This window comes from Maribacter luteus (assembly GCF_009674825.1).
Taxonomy (GTDB): Bacteria; Bacteroidota; Bacteroidia; order Flavobacteriales; family Flavobacteriaceae; genus Maribacter_A; species Maribacter_A luteus.
The window spans coordinates 191,970-217,026 of sequence record NZ_WKJH01000002.1 but is presented as its reverse complement, the minus strand read 5'-3'; the positions used below and the strand labels follow the sequence as shown (position 1 = coordinate 217,026).

The window sequence follows — 25,057 nt, the reverse complement described above, 5'->3', positions numbered from 1 at the left end:
AATTATTTTTTTCTGAGTTTCTCTATGGTTGAAACAATTAAATAGGAGAAACCTGCTATTAATAGTAAGACGGTCATTAGTTGTAGGTAGGTGGACAGTGTCCATAAAAAGGCCGAGATTATCCTTTGTGATAAATCGGTATGGGTAACCTTTCTTTCGGTTAGTGAGAATTTTACGGTACAGAATTCATTTTCCTCATCAAAATTCCCCAAACTCACACCCAAGGCCTGTAGTTGTTGTTCTATTTCGAGTATCCTGTTCTCTAATTGAATGTATTCCTCGATTCGTCCTCCTTCTGCCTTAAGGTTGATCAAGGAGGTCCTTATCTTTTCGAGCGACAGTTTTTTGGCGCGTAGCTCCTTGTACTCATTGGTTTTGTCCTTCTTGGTAATTTGCTTGGCTTGTATGGTGCCTATCTGGATTAGTTGTTGGTAAATGGCATCGAAATGCTCTGGAGGTACGCCAATGGTGAGGTTTAAACTGCGATAACCGGAATTTCCATTTTTATTTTCGAACTGTATAAGTCCATTATAATCGGCTACATATTTACGTAACTGGTCTTCATCACGGTCAAAGACAGTTGATATTGATTGTATATCTGCGATTTTTTCGTATTTCTGGTCTACTAGCATAGGGGCTTGTCCCAGTGCTACACTATGTCTTTTGGTGGCGTAGTTTTTACGTATTTCAAGGTTTGACTCTAAAGATTCGGTTTGTTGGAAGATGGGTGTTGCAACAACGGTTTCTTCCTTTTCCGTAGTAAGACGAAATATGAACAGGATGATAAACCCTATGCTAAGTCCCAATGATAGTTTTCCGATTTTATTTTTCAAGGTTGTTTTCATGTCTGATTGTGTCATTTTATGGGATAAAAGTATTTCCTGATGTTTTGAAAAAAAATGGGGAATGAGTTAAATCGCCATTTCAATGAGTAAAGCGTCCCTTTGGTTTTGTAAAGGCTGTATTTTAGCCTTCATATTGCTTATTTTGGCTGTTTGGGCATTTTTTATTGCCGCATAAATCAGCTAAGTTTACGTTGTATTTCATAATAGATGAATAGAATAAACCACATACTTGCGATACTCCTTTTCGGGATCTTTACATGTATTCCCCAAATAGGATCTGCCCAAAACAAGATTGGGGTAAAGGGAACTGTTAAGGGATTCGAGGACGGTTCCCCGATAACTGGTGTAGAGGTGTCAACGAATTCAGGGGCCTATACGTTGACGAATGCCTTTGGGGAGTTTAAAATAGAGGTGACCATAGGTGAAGAACTGGTTTTTCAGAGCCCCCATTTCGAAACGGTAAGGTATCGTGTTCGCAGTAGTGAGGATGTAGATGTGAAGGTCAAAGGATATTCCGGGAAAAGGGAAAACAGCTACAGCAGTCGTAAAAGTACCAAAAGTGAGGTGTCGTTGCACGCCGTCTTTTTAGATTCGGCCAATTACTATAAAAAGACCGATATAGAAAAGAGTATAGATTTTATCACTAAATCCCTGGCACAATTGAATCAAAGGGGAGATAAGGCAGAACTCTCACAATCCTTGACCACTTTGGGCGAGGTCTATTATTTTCATAAACAGTACGATTTGGCCATTTCCAGTTATTTAGATGCCTTGGAGGCCCAAGAAAGCGACCGGACTTCCTTTTTGTTGGGTAGGGCCTATGTCGCGAACAAGGATTTTGAAAATGCCGAAAAAACGTTGACCCCGCTTTTAAAAGAGAGGAAAATAGTGCCCTATCAGAAAGTGCGGCTTTATGAATATTTGGGAGATGCTTATTTGGGAATGGGAAATAATGACAAGGCCGTGGCTTTTTATAGGGAAGGGTTGACAATTGCCGAAAAAAACCAAATTACACCAAAGGTGACCGACCTGAATTCCAAGATTGCCGATGCCTTTGTCAAGGACAATAGGAATGTAGAGGCGGAAGGGTATTACTCCAATTCGTTGAAATTGGCTAAACAACAAGCTCCACAGCGATCCATCCAGGAAAAGGAAAAAGTGGCCGATTTCTATAATAAAAAGAATAGGTACGATGAGGAAATTCAATTGCGGAAACAAAGTTTGAACGAGCTTGGGGAATTGTCGGTAGAATCAAAGGTCGCTGTAGACAAACCGGAATCTTTGGATTCCATCACCTCCCAGCGGATTAATTATAAGATCGCCAATGCCTATATTGCAAAGGATGATTATGACGAGGCCATTCCCTATCTTCAGAAAAGTATCGTTGAGGCAGATATTGACGATGACTTGGTCATTCAAAAAGATGCCACCCGAAAGTTATCGGAGGTGTATGAGTACAAAGGGGAATTCAACAAGGCCCTGGCGACGTATCAGGACTATGTGGCCGTCGTGGATACCTTGTATATACGTAAAGAGCAGGAAATTTCGCGGGCAGCGAGGCTGAATCGTGAAATCGCGTCAAAGCAAAGCCGTATTGACGGCCTGGAGCAAGAGCGGCAGTTGTCCCAAAGTAAATACGATTTGGCGGTAACCGGACAGCAATTGCAAGAGGAGAGCAACAAAAGAAAGAATTGGGTCATCTATTCCCTACTTTTCGGTTTGTTGTTGATGGGTTTGGCAGCCTTCTTTTTTTATAGGAGCAACCAGCAACAAAAATTGGCCAATAACCTTTTGGCCCTTAAATCCTTGCGGTCACAAATGAACCCGCATTTTATTTTCAATGCCTTGAACTCGGTAAACAGTTATATCGCAAAAAGTGATGAGCGAAGTGCCAATAGGTTCTTGAGTGAGTTTTCAACCTTGATGCGGGCCGTTTTGGATAATTCCGAAGAGGATTTCATCCCATTGTCCAAAGAGTTGGAACTACTTCGACTTTATGTGAAATTGGAACATTCCCGTTTTCCGGATAAGTTCGATTATAAGATAGATGTAGACAAGTCCATAGATATAGATAGTTACTGGATTCCGCCCATGCTCCTACAACCTTATATCGAAAATGCGATTTGGCACGGATTGCGCTATAAAGAGGATAAAGGCCATTTGAACATTCAAATACAACATCAAGGGAAAGATACTATTCAGATCAGTATTGAGGATGATGGGATCGGCAGGAAAAAATCAGCGGAATTAAAGACCCAAAACCAGAAAAAACAAAAATCGAAGGGAATGGGTAATATCAGAAAAAGAATCGCCATTCTCAATGAGATGTACAAAGACAAAGTAGATGTACATATTACCGATGTCAATAGCGACGGGCAAGGGACCAGGGTTCTCTTCACTTTAAAGAAAGATACATGAATTTAAAAGCACTTATTGTCGAAGATGAGGCCAATAGTAGGGAGATTCTTCAGAACTATTTGTCTAAATATTGTGAAAATGTAACGGTTTTGGGAGAAGCCGCATCAATAAAAGAGGCGCTGGCTTTTATTCAACAGAATGAGTTGGATCTGGTTTTTCTTGATGTAGAGATGCCCTATGGCAATGCTTTTGACCTTTTGGATCAATTACCCGATCGGGATTTTGAAACCGTATTCGTTACGGCCTACAACCAATATGCCATGGAAGCGTTGAATAATCATGCGGCCTATTATTTAATGAAACCCATCAATATTGATGAATTGATTAAGGCGGTAGCCTACGTTTCCGACATTAAAACAAAAGAAACCGCGTTGGAAGACCAAGTATTGAATGCCCAATTGCCAAGTGTTGAGGGTAAGATAACCTTGCCTCAGCAAGATGGTTTCCAGGTTTTGAACGTAAACGATATCCTGTATTGTAAGGCCGATGACAACTATACCGAAATCCATCTTGAAAAAAAGAAGATCCTGGTGAGCAAGACCTTAAAATATTTTGAGGAAGCACTTTCGCAGTATCCTTTTGCGAGAATCCATAAATCTTATTTGGTGAATGTAAACGAGGTCGTTAAATACCGGAAGGGAAAAGGGGGCAGTGTGGTGGTCTCAAATGGGAAGGAACTTTTGGTTTCAGCATCTAAAAAGAAGGAATTATTGGCGTATTTTTGAACTGTAAAATAAAAATACGATACAACCAATGTTAATTAAATCGGTTAGGGGCAAGACCCCGGTTATAGGAGAAGATTGCTTTATTGCGGAAAATGCGACCATAGTGGGCGAAGTGACCATGGGCGATCAATGTAGTGTTTGGTTCAATGCGGTTTTAAGAGGAGACGTGCATTTTATCAAAATGGGAAACAAAGTCAACGTTCAAGATGGTGCCGTGGTGCATTGTACGTACGAGAAATCGCCTACGACCATCGGGAACAACGTATCTATAGGCCACAATGCCCTGGTGCATGGTTGCACCATAAAAGATAACGTTCTGGTAGGTATGGGTAGCATCATCATGGATGATTGCGTGGTAGAGAGTAATAGTATCATTGCCGCCGGTGCGGTTTTGACCAAAGGTACCCACGTGCCAGAGGGTACTATTTTTGCAGGTATGCCTGCTAAAAAAATCAAGGATATTAGTCCGGAGTTGAGTTCAGGGGAAGTGGATAGGATTGCCAATGCGTACGTAAAATACTCAGGCTGGTTCAAAGAAGAATAGTCCTTCTTGAATTCAATACGGAACCTGTTATATGGTTTCGCCTGTACGTGAACCATTCATGGTACAACCATAAAAGGGAACGATCAAGGCAAATACTGTTTGCGTATTGCCGGCCAGGGTAGGTATTTTTAATGCCTACTTAGGGCTATGAGCTATTATTCCTTATTTTTGTCAATAAGAAATTAATCTAAAGGATTGGGTTTGGGCCACATAGGTGGTCATACGTAATCCATACTAAAAAATAAAAAAATGAAAGCATATATATTTCCCGGTCAAGGAGCCCAATTCGTAGGTATGGGTTTGGATCTTTATGAAAAATACCCATTGGCGCAAGAGTTGTTCGAAAATGCCAATGAGATTTTAGGTTTTCCCATTACCGATATCATGTTCGAAGGGGCGGCCGATGATTTAAAGGAGACCAAAGTGACCCAGCCAGCTATTTTTCTTCACTCGGTAATTTTAAGTAAGGTCATGGGCGATGCTTTTAAGCCCGAAATGGTCGCTGGCCATTCCTTAGGGGAATTTTCTGCCTTGGTGGCCAATGGCGCATTGAATTTTGAAGACGGATTGAAATTGGTGTCACAAAGGGCATTGGCCATGCAAAAGGCATGTGAGTTGCAACCCGGTACCATGGCGGCCGTATTGCGTTTGGATGATGAGGTCGTTGAAAGAATCTGTGGGGAAACTCAAGGTATTGTCGTAGCGGCAAATTATAATTGCCCTGGGCAATTGGTAATCTCGGGAGAGGTAGATGCCATTAACGCTGCCTGTGAAAGTTTAAAGGCTGCCGGTGCCCGTAGGGCCATGGTATTGCCTGTGGGCGGGGCGTTCCATTCCCCATTGATGAAACCTGCAGAGGAGGAGTTGGCCGCAGCTATCGAAGCTACGAAATTTTCCACACCGAATTGCCCAATTTACCAAAATGTGACCACGATTGCGGTTAGCAATGCGGATGAGATCAAAAAGAATTTGATTTCCCAATTGACATCCCCTGTAAAATGGACACAGAGTGTTCGTAATATGGTAAAAGATGGGGCAACTTTGTTCACCGAAGTGGGTCCAGGTAAGGTTTTACAAGGTTTGGTCAAGAAAATAGAGCCAACGGCAGAGGCTGTTTCAGCAGAAGTATCTTAAGGGGCATAGGTTCAATACATTGCATTTTAGCCAAAAAAGCCAGTTTTAATCTGAGTAAGTAAGGGGTTAGCTGTTTTTTTTAGTAATATTGACTCCCTATTTTTTGGTTTTAACATACGCAAGTGTCGATGATTTTGGCATAGTATGTGCAAAAAACAGTCTATGAAAAAGAAAATAAAGCGTACAATGGTTACCCCGTCATCTTCAATTACATCAAGGATTTTTAATAGGTTACTGCTATTGGTAACCTTTCTCTTCGTGTCTTTGAGTGGGTATGGGCAGACGGTCTCTATTTCAGCTTCTCAAGCAACTGCAGAGGAAGATGGGCCTGTGTCAGGTGAGTATACAGTAAGGGTAACTGGAGCTGGTGGTATTACTGGGTCAATAGAGGTTTTTTTATCTGTTGACCCAGCAAGCACAGCAACAGCTATTGATGATTATGCTGCTCTTCCAGCTTCTGTTACAGTACCTTTGTTTTTAGGTAGTGGTTCAATACTAGTATCTCTCGATGTAAACGATGACAACTTCATTGAGAACGATGAAAATGTAATTTGGGAGATAGATTCTAATATCAATTATACTATTGATCCAGCTAATTCTTCTGCTGAAGTTACTATTTTGGATAATGATTTTGCAGGGGTGAATGTGGATACTACCACAGGAACAACAACCGAAGCAGGAGGAACTGCAACGTTTACATTTACCTTGACGAGTGAGCCCACGGCCGATGTTACGATTCCCATAAATCAATATGATGCAACGGAGACATCTGGTCCCAATAGTGTTGTTTTGAACGCTGCAAATTGGGATACAGGCGTGGAATTGGAGATAAGCGGAGTTGATGATGATGTTGTTGATGGAGATATAACCTACACTTTAAATACGGGTAATATTACATCTTCAGATTCAAATTTTGATGCTTTGGTGAATGCCGATGTGGATCAATTAGTCGTTACTAATACTGATGATGATGTTGCGGGTGTAAATGTTACACCGGTTATAGGTACGACTACAGAAGCAGGTGGTACCACTACATTTACTTTTACATTGACAAGCGAACCCACAGATGATGTAGTTATCCTAATAAATAATTATGATTTAACGGAACATAGTGGTCCTTCTGATATTTCATTAGATGCTTCAAATTGGGATACGGGTGTGGAATTGGAAATTACCGGTCTTGATGATACAGTTGTTGATGGTGATATTACATACAATTTAAATACAGGTAATGTAACTTCACTGGATCCAAATTATGATGTTTTAACGGGGGCTGATGTTAGTCAATTAGCATTAACGAATACAGATAACGATTCCTTTACAGCTACAATATCGACAACAGATGATACTGGAGCGGAAGGGGGAAACAACAATGGTGTTTTTGAGATAGATTTAGGAGCAGTTAATGCTACCGGAAGCCCAGTGACGGTTAACTATTCCATTGGTGGTACAGCTACGAATACCGATGATTATGACACTTTAAATGGGTCGGTTGACATTGCAGATGGTGATCAAACAGCTACGGTAACCATTGATCCGGAGAATGATACTTTGGTTGAGGGTACAGAGACCGTTGTTCTTTCCTTGCTTGCAGATGCGGGGTATAATCTAGGACCAGTTGCCAATAGAACCGCCACGGTCAACATAACTGATAATGATACTTTTACTGCCACAATTTCTGCCACTGATGCTACTGGTACCGAAGCCGGGGATAACAACGGTGTTTTCGAGATTGATTTAGGACTAGAGAATGCTACCGGAAGCCCAGTAACGGTGAACTATACCATTGGTGGTACGGCTACAAATACTGATGATTATGCAAATTTAAGTGGGTCGGTGTCCATAGCGAATGGGGATCAAACGGCTACGGTAACCATTGATCCTGTAGATGATGTGATTGTTGAAGGTCAGGAATCGATTATTTTAACCTTAGTTGCAGGAGCGGGATATGATTTGGGGCCGGTGTCTGATAGGACAGCTACAGTAAACATCAATGATAATGACACCGCAGGCTTTACGTTATCTACAACAACGCTTTCCACAACGGAAAACGGAAGTAGTGAAACCTTTACGGCGGTATTGGATGCCCAACCCCAAAGCAATGTGGTATTGTTGGTCGCCTCCGGAGATACAGGTGAAGGTACTATTCCAACAGGTCAGGCAACGTTGACCTTTACACCTGTGAATTATAGTACGCCCCAAACGGTAACGGTGAACCCCGTCGATGATGACGAAGTTGATGGTGATGAAAATTATAATATTACGGTTAGTGTATCCGATAACGATAGTGATGATAACTTTGATGGTCTTGCGAACCAAACTATAGCGGTGACCAATGCCGATGATGATGTTGCTTCATTGTCCATCGCGAATGCGGCCAATAATGAGAATGCAGTAAGTGGTACTATAGTTTTTGACGTAACCTTAAGTAATGCCATTGTTGGTGGTACTACCGTTGCGTATACCCTTTCTGGTGTTACGGCCACTGCTGGAGCCGATTTTGACAGCACTGGAGGGTCGATTAATTTTGATGGTGATACTGGTGAGGTAGAGCAAATCACGGTTTCGATAGTCGATGATTCCATCTTGGAAGATTCGGAAACCTTTACGGTACAATTGGGAACGCCATCCAATGGAGTTATACTTACAGGTGGAGGTTCTGCTACGGGAACAATAAACGATGACGATAACTGCGTTGCGGCACCCATTTTAAATACCGATGTGCAAACCATATTTTGTGGCACGTTAACATATGATGACGGTTCTTTAATGAGTCTGAATGATTATACCGATTCTACTGCTCCGGCAGGTACCGTATTGACATGGAGTTTACTTTCCGATCCTTTGAACGAAAACGCACATTTAACTCCTGCAGAGGTAAATAACCCAACGAACGATGGTTCATATTTCGGTTTCTTTTATGATGCCGCTAATGATTGCGCCAGTGGTACCATAGAGGTCGAATTGACCTTGAACCCTATTCCTGTAATCGCCGAGACTTTGGGTGATGAACGTTGCGGAGCAGGGGAAGTGACCCTTTCGGCCAGTGGGGCACCGGATGCGGATCAGCCACCGACATTTACTTGGTATGATAGTGCAACCGGTACAACTCCTATTGCTACAGGGCCAAGTATAACCAGAAATATATCTAGTACCACTTCTTATTTTGTAGAAGCAGAGGCCAATGGTTGTGTGTCTGAACGAGAGGAAGTTATAGCAACGATTTACCCTACGCCCTCGGCAGGTACGGTTACGAATTCCTCAGCATGTAGCATAGCGGCCAATGGCACGTCAATTAGGGATTTGGATGATTTGATAACGGGGCAAAGTAGTGGTTCGTGGAGTGTGACCACAGACCCTTCCAACTCCATAGTCTTGGGTAGTGATAATATTATTGATTTTGAAGGTTTGACCGAAGGGAGTTATGTGTTTACGTATACCACCGATGATGCAACCCCGCCATTTTGTGAAAATGTAAGTTCGGAAGTGACCATTACGGTAAATGATTGTGATGTGGATACGGATGGTGACGGACTTTTTGATGGTGTAGAGTCAGTTTTGGGTACCGACCCGAATCTAGTGGATACCGATGGTGATGGAATTGACGATGCCACCGAAGTAGGTGATGATTCCGGGGATCCCTTAGACGGGGATGAAGATGGTATTATCGATGCCTTGGATTCCAATATTCTGGATACCGATATGGATGGGGTCGTTGATCAATTGGATCCGGCAAATACAAACCCGTGCTTACCGAACCCTGATAGTGAATTCTGTGAGGCTACCGTAGACTTGGAAATCCTAAAAACAACAAATTTAGAATACTTAAGGATTAATGAGCAATTGACTTTTACCGTCACACTAAACAATGTTTCCGACGAAATTGCGAGTGATATTCAGGTAAGTGAGATGCTAGATGCGACTGGTTTTGAATATGTTTCCCATTTTATCGCAAGTGGTGGTGGGGTGTATGATGAGGTTACGGGAATTTGGGATATTCCAGAATTGGGTGCTCGTGAAAGTGTAAGCCTTGTTATTTTGGTCAACGCCATTACGGCAGGTACTTTTGAAAACACGGTAACGATTACAGCGGTTTCCCCATTTGATATTGAGACTGGTAATAATGAGGCAACCGTAACCGTCGAAATAGGGGAACGTAGTAATAATGAATGTGGTTTCTTGTTCAACCAGTTTTCACCCAATGGCGATGGTACCAATGATTTTCTGTATATAAATTGTATTACCGATCCTGAATATGCCGATAATACGTTGGAAATCTATGATCGCTACGGCAATCAGGTGTTCGCCACCAAAGGCTATGATAATACATGGGACGGTACACGCAAGAACGAACAATTACCAAAGGGCACTTACTTCTATGTTTTGGATTTAGGTGATGGGTCCGAGGTTAAAAAAGGATGGATCCAAATCATAAGATAATACAATGATGAACTACAGAACACATATTTCTTCTTTTAAAACAGTCTGTTTAGTCTTTATATTGGCATTAACCGTATCCTTTACCGTACATGGGCAAAAAGAGCCCCAATATACCCAGTATATGTACAATATCGGCAGTTTTAACCCGGCCTATGTGGGTACGGTAGAGAAGCCGGAAATCATGGGAATGTACCGTGCACAATGGCTGGATGTTGATGGGGCACCCAGGACATTGCGTTTCGGGGTCAATGTTCCTTTCTCTAACGATAAGACGGGTCTGGGCTTTAACGTGGTCAGTGATCAATTAGGTCCGTCTACCCAAACATACGTAGATGTTGCCTATTCGTATCAAGTAAGTGTATCCGACGAAACCAAACTTTCCTTTGGATTGGATGTAGGGGGTTCTTTCTTGAATGTGGACTATAGTAAAGGGGATTTCGAAATCGAAAATGAACCCTTGGTTAATGAACAGACCGTAAATAAATTTTACCCTACCATTGGGGCAGGGGCATTTCTGTATGCAGACAATTGGTATACCGGTATTTCCATTCCAAATTTCCTGACCAATGGTATTTATGGTGATGAGGTTGCCGTTTTGGTCGAGGATAAAGTACAATTCAATTTTATTGGGGGTTATGTTTTCGATCTGTCGAAAAAATTGAAATTTAAACCCGCCTTTATGGTCAATTACCTTCAAGGGGCACCGGTTAATGTGAATGTGTCATCTAACTTCTTGATCAATGATGTGTTGACATTGGGCGCATCTTATAGGGTAGATAATGCGGTAAGTGGTTTGGCAGGTTTTCAGGTCTCTGAAAGCATGTTCGTAGGCTATTCATATGATTACAGTACCAATGGCTGGGGAGATTATAACAATGGTTCGCATGAGGTTATACTTAAATTTTATCTTGGAGGAGGAGCGGCACGTAGCAGGCAACCCAAGATCAACAAAGCCAAGGGCCAACCAAAACAAATAGACAGTCCACGATTCTTTTAACTGGTTTCGAGGTAAACCCTAATAGCCAAAGGTTGTAAAAGAAATCATCAATGGTTGTTTGTGATGGGAAAAAATATTGAAAAGAAATACATGAAAACAAAGGCTTTACTAGTATTCAGTTTTATGATCTTGGCCAATTTAATGGCCCAAGAAGAAAAGTCGAAGGCAGATATATTGTTTTATGGCTATGACTATAAAAATGCAATTGCGGAGTATCAACGGGAAATGTCAAAAGCACCCTTGAAGAACGATCAATTGTTGAATCTTGCGGATTCCTATTATAAGGTGGGTAATTATAAAGAAGCGTCCAGGATATATTTGGATGTGAACAAAAAAGATACCATTGCATCTACCCTTCGTTTTAATATGATGCTACAGAGTTTGGCAAAGACCTCCGATGTGGAAAGGGTTAAATCTTTTTTGAGCACAAAACGCGATGTATTTGCAAATGAATTGCTAGAAAATGCCGAATTTAATTATAGTTTATTGGCTTCCGGCGAGAGTGACAATGATGGGTTTCAGGCCATCAACATAAATGCCAATAGTCCGCAAGCTGATTTCGCCCCTAGTTTTTATAAAGACAGGTTGTTGTTCAGCAGCTCTAGGGGAAAAAAGTCAAAAGAAGTGTATAAACCTACTGGTGAGGCCTATTTGGATATTTATATCAGCAGGTTGCGTGCCGATGGCAATGTTCTGAATGCAAATCCTTTTGTCGGTATACCCAATAGCGAATTCCATGAGGCCACTCCTTATTATTCGGAGGAATTGGATAAGCTCTTTTTCGTTACTTCGAATACATATGAAGGAGAACTTCGTTTTGATGATAAGGGAAAAAATGCTTTGGCTATTGCCATGGCCGATACTGAGGGGGATGTGCGTTATTTGTTGATGGATTTCAGTATATCATTCTATTATCCATTTTATGATTCCAAAACAACAAGGTTGTATTTTGCCGCGAATTTTGAAGATGGGTATGGGGGAACCGATATTTATTATGTGCTTACGAACAATGGGCAGATAGTGAGTGCACCTCGCAATTTAGGCCCTAGCATCAATACCCCCGGAAACGAGATCGCACCTTATATTTTTAATAATAGCTTATATTTTTCATCCGATGTTTTCTACGGATTGGGGGGGATGGACATGTATAAGGCCAATATGTATGCAGATGGCACATATGGTATTCCCATTAATTTGGGTAAAGGTATCAATACCCCAGCTGATGATTTTGGACTTATTATCAAAGAAGATAGCTCTGGCGGTCTAATGGGGTACTTTTCTTCCAATAGGCCAGGAGGGAAAGGCAATGATGATATTTATGGGTTCAAGATTGCGGAAGAATTGGGTATGAAGACCCTTTCCTTGAAGGGTGTGGTCGCTGATTTAAGATACGATCAAGGAATAAACAAGGCGCAGGTACAGATGTTGAATAAGGCCGGTGAGGTGTTGAAAGAGGTGTATACTAATGAAAAAGGTGTGTTTAGGATTGAAATTCCATGGGAAGATCAAGTTACCATAAAAGCCACAAAAGAGCGGTATTCCATATTTTCGACTACATACACAGAAAGCCATTATTCTGAAATGGAAGGAAAAAATATAAACATAGCACTTTCGTTGATCGATGATCTTTTGACCGAGACAGAAGGTAAGGAAGTCCTAAGATTACAGAAGTTCTATTTTGCAAGGAACAAGGCGGATATTACCATGGAGATAGCTGCCGAACTTGATAAGGTAGTAGCGGCCGTACAACGTTTCCCTCAAATGAAATTGGCCATTGAAACCTATACGAACAGTAAAGGGGCTAAAACCACCAATTTAAAACTTTCGCAAAAGAGGGCAGACGCCATATATGCATATCTTATCGGTAAGGGTGTTGATAACTCCAATATCGTATCGAGTGTGGGTTATGGGGAGGAGAAATTGGTCAACAAATGTAGTGATGGAGTGTATTGCTTGGATTTTCTGCACAAACAGAATGATAGGTCACTTATCATAGTCACCAATGCCAGTGAACTTTAAACAGAGGCTTAAAGTGGTTTGTGTTTAAACCTGGAAAATGACCATCCAAAAATAGTAAACCGAAAAAAGGGCAAGGAAGAGAATGCCAGCGTAAGTCAATACCTGTAATCCTTTTGTAGGTCTTAGTTGTTTCGGAATTTCAGCGCTCATTACGTTTTTAAGGTTCATGTAGCCGATGATGGGAGCTACCACGAAAGATACAAAAGTCGCTAAGGCAACCAACTTCCCCATATTGGAACTAAAACCCAATACCACGGTCAAATTGATTAGTGATAAGAGAATGACAAGTAGGGCAAAAGGCCATTTTTTGTTCTTTAACTTCACTTTCGGTGCCAGGAGATCTATGATATCAACACTAACCCGGGCTATGGCATCATGGGCGCTCATGCAAGTACTGAACATGGTCGCAAAAGCTGCCGTTGCTATGAAGATATAGGCCCAGGCACCTATATGGGTGGTGAACAATTGAACTACTTGATCCGCAAAACTCACGGCATTACCACTTAATATCGTATTGGTACCATAAAGGGTAAACCAACCTATGATCATAAAGAAAATGGCCAATGTCCCGGTAAGGATATAACCGATGTTGAATTCTAAAAGGGAATCTTTTAAGGAAGGTTTCAATTTGCCGTTTTTCCATTTTTCAATACTCCATAAGCTCACCCAACTGGAAGCTTCAACCGTAGTAGGCATCCATCCCATTAAACCGATTAAAAATAAAATACCTACTTCATTGAAAATCGGGATAGGTTCAAATCCCGCAACCGGGGTAACCCTGCCATTTAACATCACTAGGACGGTCGTGACCATTAAGGCGATGAATAATAGGGAAACTACAAGTTTAAGTGAGATTTCCAAGAAACGATACCTGCCGATGATCAATAATCCCGAAATGAATAAAAACAATACCAATGCCACCATACTAATGGGGATATCGGTTATTTTAAATAGATTGATGAAAAGTCCGGCGGTAACTGTGTATAAAGCAGCGAGAATGGTAAACGTGGAAACGAAAGTGATCAAGGCGTAAAACCACAGGAAGACCTTGCCTCGCTTTAGATACCCTTCAATCAAGGATGTATTGGTGATATTGGTATAGCGTACCCCGAATTCAAAAAAAGGATATTTAAAAATATTGGCTAGAATAATGGGTATGACCATAATCCAACCATATTGGGCACCCGCTTTGGTAGATAACACCAAATGGGAAGTTCCAATGGCCATTCCGGCGAACAAAAGCCCGGGACCAAGGTTTTTGATAAGTAGTTTTAATTGGGTCATAATGCTAGGAAAAGTACACCAAAATACATTTTTTGCGCCAGTTGTTCTAAAGTGTTATTTTATTTCAATCGGATTTCCATAGAATTTAGGTTCCGTTTTCATAAGTAGGTCAATAAAGACCTTTACCCTGGCCAGGTATTCCCTTAGTTGAACCTTTAACCCTTGCTTTCTTGAAATATCCTCTGCGTTGTATCCTATGGCGTTCAGTCCCTTTTGGTTGGCGATGTAAATAGCGCGTTCGTTATGGAATTTCTGGGAGATTACAGTTACATTGTCCAAACCAAAGACCACATTGGCCCGTACCATGGAATCGAGGGTTCTAAACCCTGCATAATCCAAAAAGATACGTTCGGAAGGAATCCCTTCGGCGACAAGGTCTTTTTTTATGGTTGAAGGTTCGTTGTAGTAAATCGTTCCATTGTCTCCGCTCACCAATACGAATTCGATTTTATTGGCCTTATAAAGTTCAACGGTAGCATGTATGCGATTTGAATAATAAGGGTTGGGTTGGCCCCCAACAAGTTTTTTTGCGGTACCAAGAACCAGACCTACCTTGTTTTTGGGAATAGCGGTCAGATCGGAATAGGTTTTGCCCTTTGCCCCAGATTCAATTACAGCATTACAGGTAAGGATAAGTAAGAAACCAATAGCGAAGAGTCCGCCTATTTTCTTTGCCAATCCCTTTGTGAATATTTTTCGCATAGTGTGGTATAAAGGTAGCTAATTAGGAAAAGTAAGGGGAGTAAATGAAACAAAAAAGTCCCGACTTTTGTCAGGACTTTTTTGTTTATAGTATCGTCGATAGGTTTTATCGATGAAGTAAAACGATTTTATCTTTCTTTTTCGTCCGGTGTGCCGCGTTCATTCTTTCAGACAGCAATTTGGAATAGGCCAGTTGGTTCTGTGCTATTTTTTCAAGGTCCCTAGGAGAGGGTGAAGGGTAGGTCTCGCTTTTTCTCTTCGTAATGGCTTTTTGCCTTGGTTGGTCAATATCTGTCCTTTCAAATAATTTAATCGCTAATTCAACCAAAGATCGTTCTATATGGTAAGCATAAGAACGATGGCCAAGTTCTGACCATTTACTTAATGGGTTTTTTTTCTTTCTGGAATTTAGTGTAATAAGCATAGGCGTTCAATTTGGGATTGTTCATCAATAACGTAAAATATCGGCAATACGTATAATAATCCGATGAAATGCACAGAAAATACTTACAAATAGATGAAATACAGCAAATACAGTGTCAGAAATTTTAAAGGCCTTCGGATTTTTTTTGCAAAGAAGCCCGTCTTTCTGAACTTTTTATTTTTTTTGTAAATGAACGGTATGGGTCGTTACATGTGTTCCTGTTGAAAATAGGGAAAAGAAAACACTTCTATTGCTGTTTTCGTGCAGGGTTGGCCGTTAGAATAGTATTTTTATAGGAATAATTATGAAATTAATACGTTATTCTTGTACATGAAAAAATTTGAGCAACGCCTATGAAATGGTATGTTTTATATGTAAAACCGAAATCTGAAAAGAAAGTGGCCGAAAGGCTCCGGAAAATCGGGGTGGAGGTGTATTGTCCCCTGATTAAGGAAATTCGCCAATGGAGTGATCGAAAGAAAACCATTGAGAACCCCTTGTTCAAATCTTATGTATTTGTTCATATTAAGGAAAAGCACCGCCATATCGTATTTGATGTGCCTGGGGTTGTACGTTATTTGTTTTGGTTGGGAAAACCGGCCGTTGTTCGTGATGAGGAAATACTGGTCATAGAAAAATGGTTGAAAGATGAGGATATTGAGGATATAACACTTTCAAATTTGAATCCCGGTGATGAATTGTTCGTGAAGAATGGAATTTTAAAAGATCACAAGGGAATCGTTCAAGAGGTAGGTAAAAAACGTGTGCGTTTGGTAATTCCTGGTTTGGGGGTTGTGCTCAATGCGAGGATAAAAGATCTTGTCTAAATATATAGAACCGATATAAGTTGGTTTAGCCATTCGGGATGCCCACACCTTTGTAATGGTAATTATGTTGTTTATTAAATAGTTAGGACCGATTTTATTCGGCTGAATTCATAGTTGGTCATTGCCCAATAGATGATAATCATTCTTTTTTTCATTTTCCTAATGTATTATATCGATAAAAAGTTGCATTACGACTACGGTGCTTTTTTTTCCGGTTTTTATCCATTGGTTTTATCATAAAGTTTATAGATTGCCAATGGATTATATGCAATATGGCGTTTCAAAAATTAGATACTTCGTAAATCGAAAAGATTTTAGGGCAAATAATTGTGTTGATGCAATAAGCCCATTATTTTCGGCGTTTGAAAATCGCTTGTACTTTTATGGTACGGGAATTTTCGGGATTATTGTAAGTGTCCCATTATTAACAGTTTAGAGGGTAATTGTCGCCAGGGTTATGTGGCTGACAATGCGTAGCGCTTCTTGCTACTCAAGTTACAAAGTAAAAAAAGTCGATGTTCCCCCTCATTGGTTTTATCATTTATATCATTTAAAATTCCTAGTAAACCCATAATGTGTTGTGGGTCTCAAACAAATAAAAAAATAACCTTTAACATAATTCAACAATTAGTATGAAAGTAGCATTTATCACCGGAGTGACGGGACAGGATGGAGCTTATTTGAGTGAGTTCTTATTGAAAAAAGGATATGAGGTCCATGGTCTCAAAAGAAGGGCCTCCTTGTTCAATACGGATCGTGTAGATCATTTATACCAAGACCCCCATGTAGAACACCGTAATTTTATATTGCACTATGGTGATATGACGGATAGTACCAACCTTATACGGTTGATTCAAGAAATCCAACCCGATGAAATCTATAACTTGGCCGCAATGAGCCATGTTCAAGTATCGTTCGAGGTTCCTGAGTATACCGGTAATGCCGATGGTTTGGGTACGCTTCGTATTTTGGATGCCGTTCGTTTATTGGGCTTGGAAAAGAAAACACGTATTTATCAAGCATCCACATCGGAATTATATGGTAAGGTACAGGAAGTACCACAATCGGAAACCACACCTTTTTACCCTCGTAGTCCTTACGCTGTGGCCAAGATGTATGCCTATTGGATTACCGTCAATTATAGGGAGGCTTATGGAATGTATGCCTGTAACGGAATTTTGTTCAACCATGAATCGCCCATTCGTGGGGAAACTTTCGTAACCCGTAAGATTACACGGGCAGCATCTCGAATAGCTTTGGGACTTCAGGATAAGTTGTATCTCGGTAATCTTGATGCCAAAAGGGATTGGGGCCATGCCAAGGATTATGTTCGAATGATGTGGATGATCCTTCAGGCCGAGGAAGCCGAAGATTGGGTAATTGCAACGGGTGAGACCACCCCTGTTAGGGATTTTGTTAGAATGGCCTTTGCCGAAGTAGGTATTGACTTGGAATTTAAGGGTGAGGGCGTAAATGAGAAAGGGTATGTAAAAGCGTGCTCCAATCCTGAATTCCAATTGGAAATAGGAAAAGAGGTCTTGGCCGTGGATCCTAAATACTTTAGGCCTACAGAGGTAGATTTATTGATCGGGGATGCCACCAAGGCGAACACCAAACTAGGTTGGATTCCTGAATACGATCTTCAGGCACTTGTAAAGGATATGATGCAGAGCGATGTCAAATTAATGCAAAAAGACCAGCATTTGAAACAAGGGGGGTATAACACCTTTAACTATTATGAATAATGGCCTCCTGATAAAATTAATCAAGTCATGTATATGCCTATGGTTGTTGCCATAGGCATTACATGATCTTTAAAAGGTCTAAAAGTTAAAAATGAAAAAAGACGCTAAAATTTACATTGCGGGTCATAGGGGTTTGGTAGGTAGTGCCATATTAAAAAACCTTAAAGCCAAGGGCTATTCGAATTTTGTGACACGTACCCATAAAGAATTGGATTTGACCGATAGTACAGCTGTGGCACATTTCTTTACTTCGGAAAAACCGGAGTACGTGTTTTTGGCAGCGGCGAAGGTGGGGGGTATCGTGGCCAATAATACCTATAGGGGCGATTTTATCTATGCGAACCTGATGATACAGAACAATGTGATCCATCAGGCCTATGTACATGGGGTAAAGAAAATGATGTTTTTGGGAAGTACCTGTATTTATCCTAAAAATTGTCCACAGCCCATGAAAGAGGATTATCTGTTAACCGATGTTTTGGAGTACACCAATGAGCCTTATGCCATTGCCAAGATTGCAGGGATAAAAATGTGCGAGAGTTATAATTTACAGTATGGGACCAATTTTATTTCGGTAATGCCCACGAATTTGTACGGCCCCAATGATAATTTTGATTTGGAAAAATCCCATGTGTTACCTGCATTGATCCGTAAGATGCATTTAGGGAAGGCTTTGGAAAATAACGATTGGGACGCCATTCGTAAAGATCTGGATCAATTGCCGATTGAAGGTGTTGATGGTTCTGCCGACAAAGACGTTATCTACAGTGTCCTGGATAAGTACGGAATACAACAGAAAGAAGATAAAGTGCATCTGGAAATCTGGGGTACAGGTAACCCAATGCGGGAGTTTTTATGGAGCGAGGATATGGCGGATGCCTGTGTATTCCTGATGGAGAACAGGGACTTTGCCGATTGTTATGCCAATGACACCAAGGAAATCAGGAATACCCATATCAATATAGGTACAGGGGAAGATATCGCTATAAAAGATCTCGCCCAGCTCATTAAGGAAAGCATAGGTTTTAAGGGAACCCTCTTCTTTAATACCGATAAACCGGACGGCACCATGAAAAAACTCACCGATCCCTCTAAATTACATGGTTTGGGATGGAAACATACCATAGGCCTTCAAGAGGGTGTTCAAAAGGTGTATGCCTGGTATACTAAGTAAAATCAGAAAAGAGTTTTTTTCATATGCGCCCTGTTTACTCTATTTTGAAACTTTCACATAAGCCCGATACTTTGGTTTTATTGCGAAAAGATTTTGACCGGAAAAGGTCGACATTATTTTTAAAGGTTTTGTTACTGGTAGACTTGTTGTTCATAGCTGGTCATGTCTGTATACCCTTGTATTTGGGATATAAACCGGATAGGATTTTACTCGATGCAAAGTGGCTGGGTTTTCCCGAACTTTTTCAGTATGTGAAGTATGCTTTGCTCATTTATTTTGCCATACGTCTTGTTAGGCAGAAAAGAGAATTTGCATATGTACCTTTTGTAGTTTTGTTTTTGTTCCTTTTCGCCGACGATGCCTTTCAAATACATAATAGGGTAAGTGCTTTTTTTGCTCAAGGATTGAACTTTTCGGGTATTTTGGGGCTTAGGCCTTACGTTATTGGGCAATTAATGTTCGTGGTGGTCTTTGGTAGTGTTGTAGCTGCCTTTTTCTCTTATTTTTTCTTAAGGGCCCCCTCGAATATAAAACGTACGTTTATCGATATCTTTTTAGGGGTAGCATTATTCCTGTTTTTCGGGATAGGTGTGGATATAGTACACAGCCAATTGGATGGGATTCGTTTACTTTCACCCCTTTTGACACTGATTGAGGAAGGAGGGGAAATGCTTACCCTGAGCCTTTTGGTTTGGTATTTTTATTTTTTGGTGCTTAAGAAGGACCAAAAGGGCCCCTTCCTGTACCCTTATGTTTTTAAAAATAAAAGGCATTTTAGGTAATAGGGGAACTGCTGCTGATCAGGGGAAGAACTCTTTTGTTTTATAAGTATAAACCAAGAAGGTCATAATGACCCTATTGTTTTAAGGAAATGGTTTGTTTTAGACCGGTTTTAATGGTCAAGATAACTTTTTCACATTAATATATTAATCCGCCATATAGCATTTGGCATTTAAAATAGATAAAAAAGTCCCGGGCTTTTATAATATATGCAGCACGCAAAAAGAGTAGCAAAGAATACGGGTATATTGTATGTACAGATGGCCATAACAGTGGTTTTGTCCTTGTACACGACCCGTTTGGTATTGGCAGCTTTGGGAGCGGAGGATTTTGGCATTTTCAATGTTGTGGGTGGCGCCATTGCTATGTTGACTTTTCTAAATTCGGCCATGGCTTCGGCCTCCCAACGATTTATGTCATATGCCACAGGAGAGGGTAACCTTGACAAATTGAAAAAGATTTTTAATATCAGTTTTAAGCTGCATGTGGTTATAGCTTTTATATTAGTAATCGTACTGGAAATCGTTGGGTATTTTTTATTTCATGGTATTTTGGAAATTGAAACCAATCGTATAGATGTCGCTAAACTTATTTATCAATTTTTAATCGTAAGTACATTTTTTACGGTTGTGTCAGTACCTTATGATGCGGTAATCAATGCCCATGAAAATATGTTTTTGGTTGCAGTCTTACGTATTGCGGAAACGATGTTAAAATTGGTAATAGCAGTTTATATTACTTATGCTACAGGAGATAAGTTGTTTGTTTATGGTATGCTTATGGCTGCTCTTTCAATAACTTTGTTAGTTTTCAGGCAAGTTTACTGTCATAAGAAATATGAAGAGGTAGCGATTAATTTTAGTAAATATTCAGACAAAAAGCTTTTCAGGCAAATGACTGGTTTTGCAGGTTGGTCGTTTTTGGGGACGTCTACTAGTATGATTGCCAATTATGGACAAACTATTATAATTAACTCATTTTTTGGGACAAAAGTCAACGCAGCTCAGGGAGTTGCTGTTCAAGTAAGTGGCCAATTGTCTGCTTTTGCTACGGTGATGCTCAAAGCTTTGAACCCAGTATTGGCAAAAAGTGAGGGGGCTGGAAATAGGGGTTTAATGTTGAAGGCTTCCATGTTGGGAAGCAAGATTTCTTTTTTTTTGTTAATGTTGTTTTTTGTTCCAGTATTGATTGAAATGCCGTATATTTTTGATTTTTGGTTAAAAGTAGTACCCGAGTATACCATTGTATTTTGTACTTTATTGTTAATACGAAAATTGGTAGAACAACTTTTTTTCACATTGGAATCGTCTATTGCGGCAGTAGGCAATATAAAACAATTTCAAATGTATCGCTCTATTCTTAACGTTTTTCCCCTTATTGTCACTTATTTCTTCTATAATGCCGGTTATCCTCCTCAAACTATTTATATAATATTTATAGGGTATTCAATACTGCTTGCTTTAATTACATTGTTCTATGCAAAAAGGGATTGTGGGTTGTCTATATCTTATTTTATGAAAAATGTTTTCTTAAGATGTGTGTTGTCTTTCGGAATGGCCTTTGTTTTTAGTGCGATTCCTCTTTATTTTTTGGAACAAGGATTTACCCGTTTTATTTCCGTTGTTGTTCTGAGTTTTGTATTTTTTGTATTAACAGTTGGCCTTGTTGGTCTTGAAAGCAATGAAAGAACTATGTTCAAGAATATAATTGTAAGTTTTATTAAAAAAACAAAGGCGAATCATGGGTAATCGAATAAGTGTTAAAGAAGTAGAGAAAGGGGAAAAAGTGATTTTGCACGTTTCTGAACGCCCTCGTTTTGGTACCATTGAAAGTAAAATTCTAAAATTGAATAAGGTGCCGATTGTTAGAAACTTAAGGGTTGTTAAGAAAATTCTCTGTAAGATTTATGGTATCCCACTTTCATCTCATTTCAGTAATGAATTTTCATTATTACGACCAATCCTGAGGGTTGGTGAAAATACAGGATTGAATGATACGCTCATCACGGGTTGTGGTTTAATTAGAATAGGAGCCAACTGTTCTTTTTCTCATCGTAATATGATAGTATCAAGTGTGCATAATATTGATGATTTTGATAAAATAACCTTAAAACCAGTGACAATAGGTAATAATGTTTGGGTAACTTCTAATATTACAATTTTAGGAGGTGTTACGATCGGTGACAACACTATTATTGGAGCTGGAAGCGTTGTTACCAAAGATATACCCAGTGGTGTTTTTGCTGCAGGGAATCCGTGCAAAGTAATAAGGGAAATAGATTTTGTGAAATAACGATAGATTTCCAATTGCAAGCCTTCAAAATGATTGGTGAAATGAATAATACAATACTTTAGTAAAGAACGCACCAAACAACCTTGGATATTCTTATCTAGGCACTTTTTAAGCGATGAGTATTTGATTATATACCTATTTTTGTTATTCAAATTAAAACTCAATTAAGCATAATAGATAGTCTGTTTGCTTTTCTGAATTACATAAATAAAAACGGTATATCGATTTTGGTCGCACAATGTTATTTTATCATACTGTTGGCCGTTTACTTATAAAATACCATAAACATATATATGCCATTAATACAGATTGTGCGAACCGTAGGTGTTGTTTAGGTAGCAGCAACGTACTTCATCATAATCTCCTTTTGAAAACATGTTTGATTTTGTGCTTGGGACGCCAAAGTAAAAACGGACCTATTTAGTGAAAATAAAAAACAAATTAAATGAGTAATTACGCTATTTTAATTAATACCTGTGATAAGTTTGAGGAGTGTTGGAATCCTTTTTTTAAACTTTTTAAAGAATTTTGGCCAGACTTTGCTGGAACAATATACTTAAACACGGAATATAAAGATTTTAGCTATCCAGGTTTGCATATCAAAGCGGTTCAAGGGTGTTTAAGAAATGAATTTCCCAAAACTGAACGCGCCACTTGGAGCCAATGCTTAAAATGGGCCTTGGCATATATTGAAGAGGATCTTGTGCTTTATATGCAAGAAGATTATTTTCTTAAAGGACGGGTTCAAAATGAATGGGTGAAAAATTATGTCGAATTAATGAAGGGAAATTCCACAATAGATTGTATCCATTTAACGGATCAGGCGGTCGAAAACACTGGGCCATCGGAATTTAAAAATTTATATAATGTAAAAATAAAGCAACGTTATAGGTTGTGCTGTCAGGCTGCCATTTGGAAAAAGGAAGTTTTGGATTATTACTTGAGGAGTCATGAAAGTGCCTGGGAATTTGAAGAATTTGGGTCTAAAAGGGCGGCCTGGGAATCGCATAAGTTTTATGTGGTTGATCCTAACTGGATTAAAATCGGAGTAAATGAAATTATCCCTTATGTTTTTACAGGGATTATTGGTGGCAAGTGGAAAGAGGAAGTCGTTCCTTTATTTGAAAGTTTCGATATCAAGGTTGATTTTTCCAATAGAGGGTTTCATGAGTCTAGGAGGCCTACTACGATTAAAGAGAAAATAGACAATAGGATTAAGAAAATCCCAATTCAATTTAAACACTTTTTGGAGAGAATATCCCGAAAAAAATAAATGGTTGTTTTAGCTATTGCAGCTTATTATTTTATATCATAATATTGATAAAAGGAGAGTATGGTTAAAAAAGTACGTTGAAGCTTTGAAGAAATTTTTATCTTACAAAATAACGGTTATCACCATATTTTCAAATTAATTCTTCGAGGTCAAATTCTATTGTGGATCGAATGTTGATGATATCGAGACTAACGGATAAACGGTTTTATAAACTGAACGTGGAATAATTTATGTGAATCTAAAAGTATAAACTAACATTGTTCCTTATTCGGGTTAAAGATATCAATACTAAGTCATTTTTATATGATTACTGATTTACTTAAAAAGATAAAGCGAAAGCTATGGAATATAGTAATAAAAAAAACCAAAAAATGTAATTGGTACCCATCGATCTATAAGGCCTATTGGTTTACTAAGTTAAAGCATAAGCCAAAACATAACGGTGTAGTGCAATACTTCACGGCCATCCCTAACCCAGGAGCCGGTATCGGCCATCAAATGGCCAATTGGATCGCAGGGTATTGGTTTGCCCAAAAATTTGGATTACGATTTGCACATACCCCATTTCCCATGGGCCAATGGGATGCCTTTTTGGGCCTTGGTCAAGATGAGGTCCCCGTAGCTACCTTGGTAAACGAACATGGCTATAAAAAGGTGAGGATTCCCTTATTTGATGAAAATAAGGAAGCTGAAATAGTTCAAATAAAAAAAATATTTGAAGCCTATAGGGCACAAAAAGTGGTTTTTGTGGCTGAACAGGACCAGTTTTATTATAAGCAATTCGAGGTAAGGGAAGCGTTGCAGCAGAAGTTTTATAATGCTTTGTCGAGAAAGACGGATGCGTTGGTCTTTGATCCTCACTATTATAATATAGCCATTCATGTACGGCGGGGGGATATCACTATAGGGCAGTTGAACAAGAACCCCAATTTATTGATGCGGTGGCAAGACAATGATTATTTTATAAATACCTTATCTAAGGTCGTAGCGAATGTAAAGACAGATAAACCAATTAAGATTTATTTGTACTCACAAGGGAAACGGGCTGATTTTTCTGAATTTGAACAATTTGAAAATCTGGAATATTGCTTGGATATGGGAGCGCGGGATTCCTTTTTGCATATGGTCTATGCCGACATGTTGATAACCAGTAAAAGCTCCTTTTCCTATAAGGCTGCATTGTTAAGTAGGGGCATGGTGATTAGTCCCGAAAATTTCTGGCACGGCTACCCCAAAAGTGATCGTTGGATATTGGCAACGGAAGCTGGGGATTTCAATGCCGATATTTTAAAGGCTTAAAGGGCCTAAGTTTTAAGTGCAACATTTAAAAGACTTTAGCGTTTTACTTCAGAAAATCCCCGAAAAACGGAAGAATACCTGCAAAATTGTGATTGGGTATTTACGATGGAACACTTTGAACACTAAGCATGGCTC

At 39.6% G+C, this 25,057-nt stretch carries 19 protein-coding genes; 15 read left to right on the top strand and 4 right to left on the bottom strand.

Annotation, left to right across the window (positions count from 1 at the left end; translation table 11 throughout):
- Nucleotides 1-2 precede the first annotated feature (2 nt).
- Nucleotides 3-845 (bottom strand): DUF4349 domain-containing protein, encoded by an 843-nt coding sequence (locus tag GJ691_RS04145; protein WP_179955024.1) that lies wholly within the window; start codon nucleotides 843-845, stop codon nucleotides 3-5.
- Nucleotides 846-1,052: 207 nt separating this feature from the next.
- Here GJ691_RS04145 and GJ691_RS04140 point away from each other — a divergent pair, with 207 nt between their 5' ends.
- The 7 genes from GJ691_RS04140 (at nucleotide 1,053) to GJ691_RS04110 (ending at nucleotide 13,122) form a co-directional block, all read left to right on the top strand.
- Nucleotides 1,053-3,263, top strand: a complete 2,211-nt coding sequence (locus GJ691_RS04140) for a histidine kinase (RefSeq protein WP_154364063.1) — start codon at nucleotides 1,053-1,055, stop codon at nucleotides 3,261-3,263.
- Entirely contained in the window at nucleotides 3,260-3,988 is a 729-nt protein-coding gene (locus tag GJ691_RS04135; RefSeq protein WP_154364062.1) for a LytR/AlgR family response regulator transcription factor, read from the top strand. The genes GJ691_RS04140 and GJ691_RS04135 overlap by 4 nt, the downstream gene beginning before the upstream one ends.
- 28 nt (nucleotides 3,989-4,016) lie before the next feature.
- The gene (locus GJ691_RS04130; RefSeq protein ID WP_154364059.1) at nucleotides 4,017-4,532 is read left to right on the top strand and encodes a gamma carbonic anhydrase family protein; all 516 of its coding nucleotides are present in this window, start codon (nucleotides 4,017-4,019) and stop codon (nucleotides 4,530-4,532) included.
- Nucleotides 4,533-4,781: 249 nt separating this feature from the next.
- Nucleotides 4,782-5,666 carry an ACP S-malonyltransferase gene (gene fabD, locus GJ691_RS04125; RefSeq protein ID WP_154364057.1) on the top strand — a complete coding sequence of 295 codons (885 nt, stop codon included), beginning with the start codon at nucleotides 4,782-4,784 and terminating at the stop codon, nucleotides 5,664-5,666.
- A gap of 162 nt (nucleotides 5,667-5,828) precedes the next feature.
- Nucleotides 5,829-10,106: a Calx-beta domain-containing protein gene (locus GJ691_RS04120; protein WP_179955023.1), complete on the top strand. Its 4,278-nt coding sequence runs from the start codon at nucleotides 5,829-5,831 to the stop codon at nucleotides 10,104-10,106.
- 4 nt (nucleotides 10,107-10,110) lie between these two features.
- The gene (locus GJ691_RS04115) at nucleotides 10,111-11,103 is read left to right on the top strand and encodes a PorP/SprF family type IX secretion system membrane protein (RefSeq protein ID WP_343033454.1); all 993 of its coding nucleotides are present in this window, start codon (nucleotides 10,111-10,113) and stop codon (nucleotides 11,101-11,103) included.
- A 90-nt stretch (nucleotides 11,104-11,193) separates the two neighbouring features.
- The gene (locus GJ691_RS04110) at nucleotides 11,194-13,122 is read left to right on the top strand and encodes an OmpA family protein (RefSeq protein WP_154364054.1); all 1,929 of its coding nucleotides are present in this window, start codon (nucleotides 11,194-11,196) and stop codon (nucleotides 13,120-13,122) included.
- Nucleotides 13,123-13,146: 24 nt separating this feature from the next.
- Here the strand turns inward: GJ691_RS04110 and GJ691_RS04105 are convergent, their stop codons facing one another.
- From GJ691_RS04105 to GJ691_RS04095, 3 genes are all read right to left on the bottom strand, one after another.
- Nucleotides 13,147-14,406 (bottom strand): NRAMP family divalent metal transporter, encoded by a 1,260-nt coding sequence (locus GJ691_RS04105; protein WP_154364052.1) that lies wholly within the window; start codon nucleotides 14,404-14,406, stop codon nucleotides 13,147-13,149.
- A gap of 54 nt (nucleotides 14,407-14,460) precedes the next feature.
- Entirely contained in the window at nucleotides 14,461-15,108 is a 648-nt protein-coding gene (locus tag GJ691_RS04100) for a SanA/YdcF family protein (protein WP_154364050.1), read from the bottom strand.
- A 106-nt stretch (nucleotides 15,109-15,214) separates the two neighbouring features.
- Nucleotides 15,215-15,532 carry a hypothetical protein gene (locus GJ691_RS04095; RefSeq protein ID WP_154364048.1) on the bottom strand — a complete coding sequence of 106 codons (318 nt, stop codon included), beginning with the start codon at nucleotides 15,530-15,532 and terminating at the stop codon, nucleotides 15,215-15,217.
- Nucleotides 15,533-15,885: 353 nt separating this feature from the next.
- On the opposite strand from GJ691_RS04095, the gene GJ691_RS04090 reads away from it, so the two are divergent.
- From GJ691_RS04090 to GJ691_RS04055, 8 genes are all read left to right on the top strand, one after another.
- Entirely contained in the window at nucleotides 15,886-16,359 is a 474-nt protein-coding gene (locus GJ691_RS04090; protein ID WP_154364046.1) for a UpxY family transcription antiterminator, read from the top strand.
- 632 nt (nucleotides 16,360-16,991) lie between these two features.
- Nucleotides 16,992-18,104: a GDP-mannose 4,6-dehydratase gene (gene gmd / locus GJ691_RS04085; protein ID WP_154364044.1), complete on the top strand. Its 1,113-nt coding sequence runs from the start codon at nucleotides 16,992-16,994 to the stop codon at nucleotides 18,102-18,104.
- Nucleotides 18,105-18,195: 91 nt separating this feature from the next.
- A complete protein-coding gene (locus GJ691_RS04080) occupies nucleotides 18,196-19,278 on the top strand; it encodes a GDP-L-fucose synthase family protein (protein WP_154364042.1) in 1,083 nt (360 codons plus the stop codon).
- A 23-nt stretch (nucleotides 19,279-19,301) separates the two neighbouring features.
- Nucleotides 19,302-20,060 carry a hypothetical protein gene (locus GJ691_RS04075; RefSeq protein ID WP_154364040.1) on the top strand — a complete coding sequence of 253 codons (759 nt, stop codon included), beginning with the start codon at nucleotides 19,302-19,304 and terminating at the stop codon, nucleotides 20,058-20,060.
- A gap of 207 nt (nucleotides 20,061-20,267) precedes the next feature.
- Nucleotides 20,268-21,806, top strand: coding sequence for an MATE family efflux transporter (locus GJ691_RS04070; RefSeq protein ID WP_154364038.1), 1,539 nt, complete (start codon nucleotides 20,268-20,270; stop codon nucleotides 21,804-21,806).
- On the top strand, nucleotides 21,799-22,350 hold the full coding sequence (locus GJ691_RS04065; RefSeq protein ID WP_154364036.1) for an acyltransferase: 552 nt from the start codon (nucleotides 21,799-21,801) through the stop codon (nucleotides 22,348-22,350). Before GJ691_RS04070 ends, GJ691_RS04065 begins: the two co-directional genes overlap by 8 nt.
- 445 nt (nucleotides 22,351-22,795) lie before the next feature.
- The gene (locus GJ691_RS04060) at nucleotides 22,796-23,623 is read left to right on the top strand and encodes a hypothetical protein (RefSeq protein WP_154364033.1); all 828 of its coding nucleotides are present in this window, start codon (nucleotides 22,796-22,798) and stop codon (nucleotides 23,621-23,623) included.
- 303 nt (nucleotides 23,624-23,926) lie between these two features.
- Entirely contained in the window at nucleotides 23,927-24,922 is a 996-nt protein-coding gene (locus GJ691_RS04055) for an O-fucosyltransferase family protein (RefSeq protein ID WP_154364031.1), read from the top strand.
- Nucleotides 24,923-25,057: the final 135 nt, after the last annotated feature.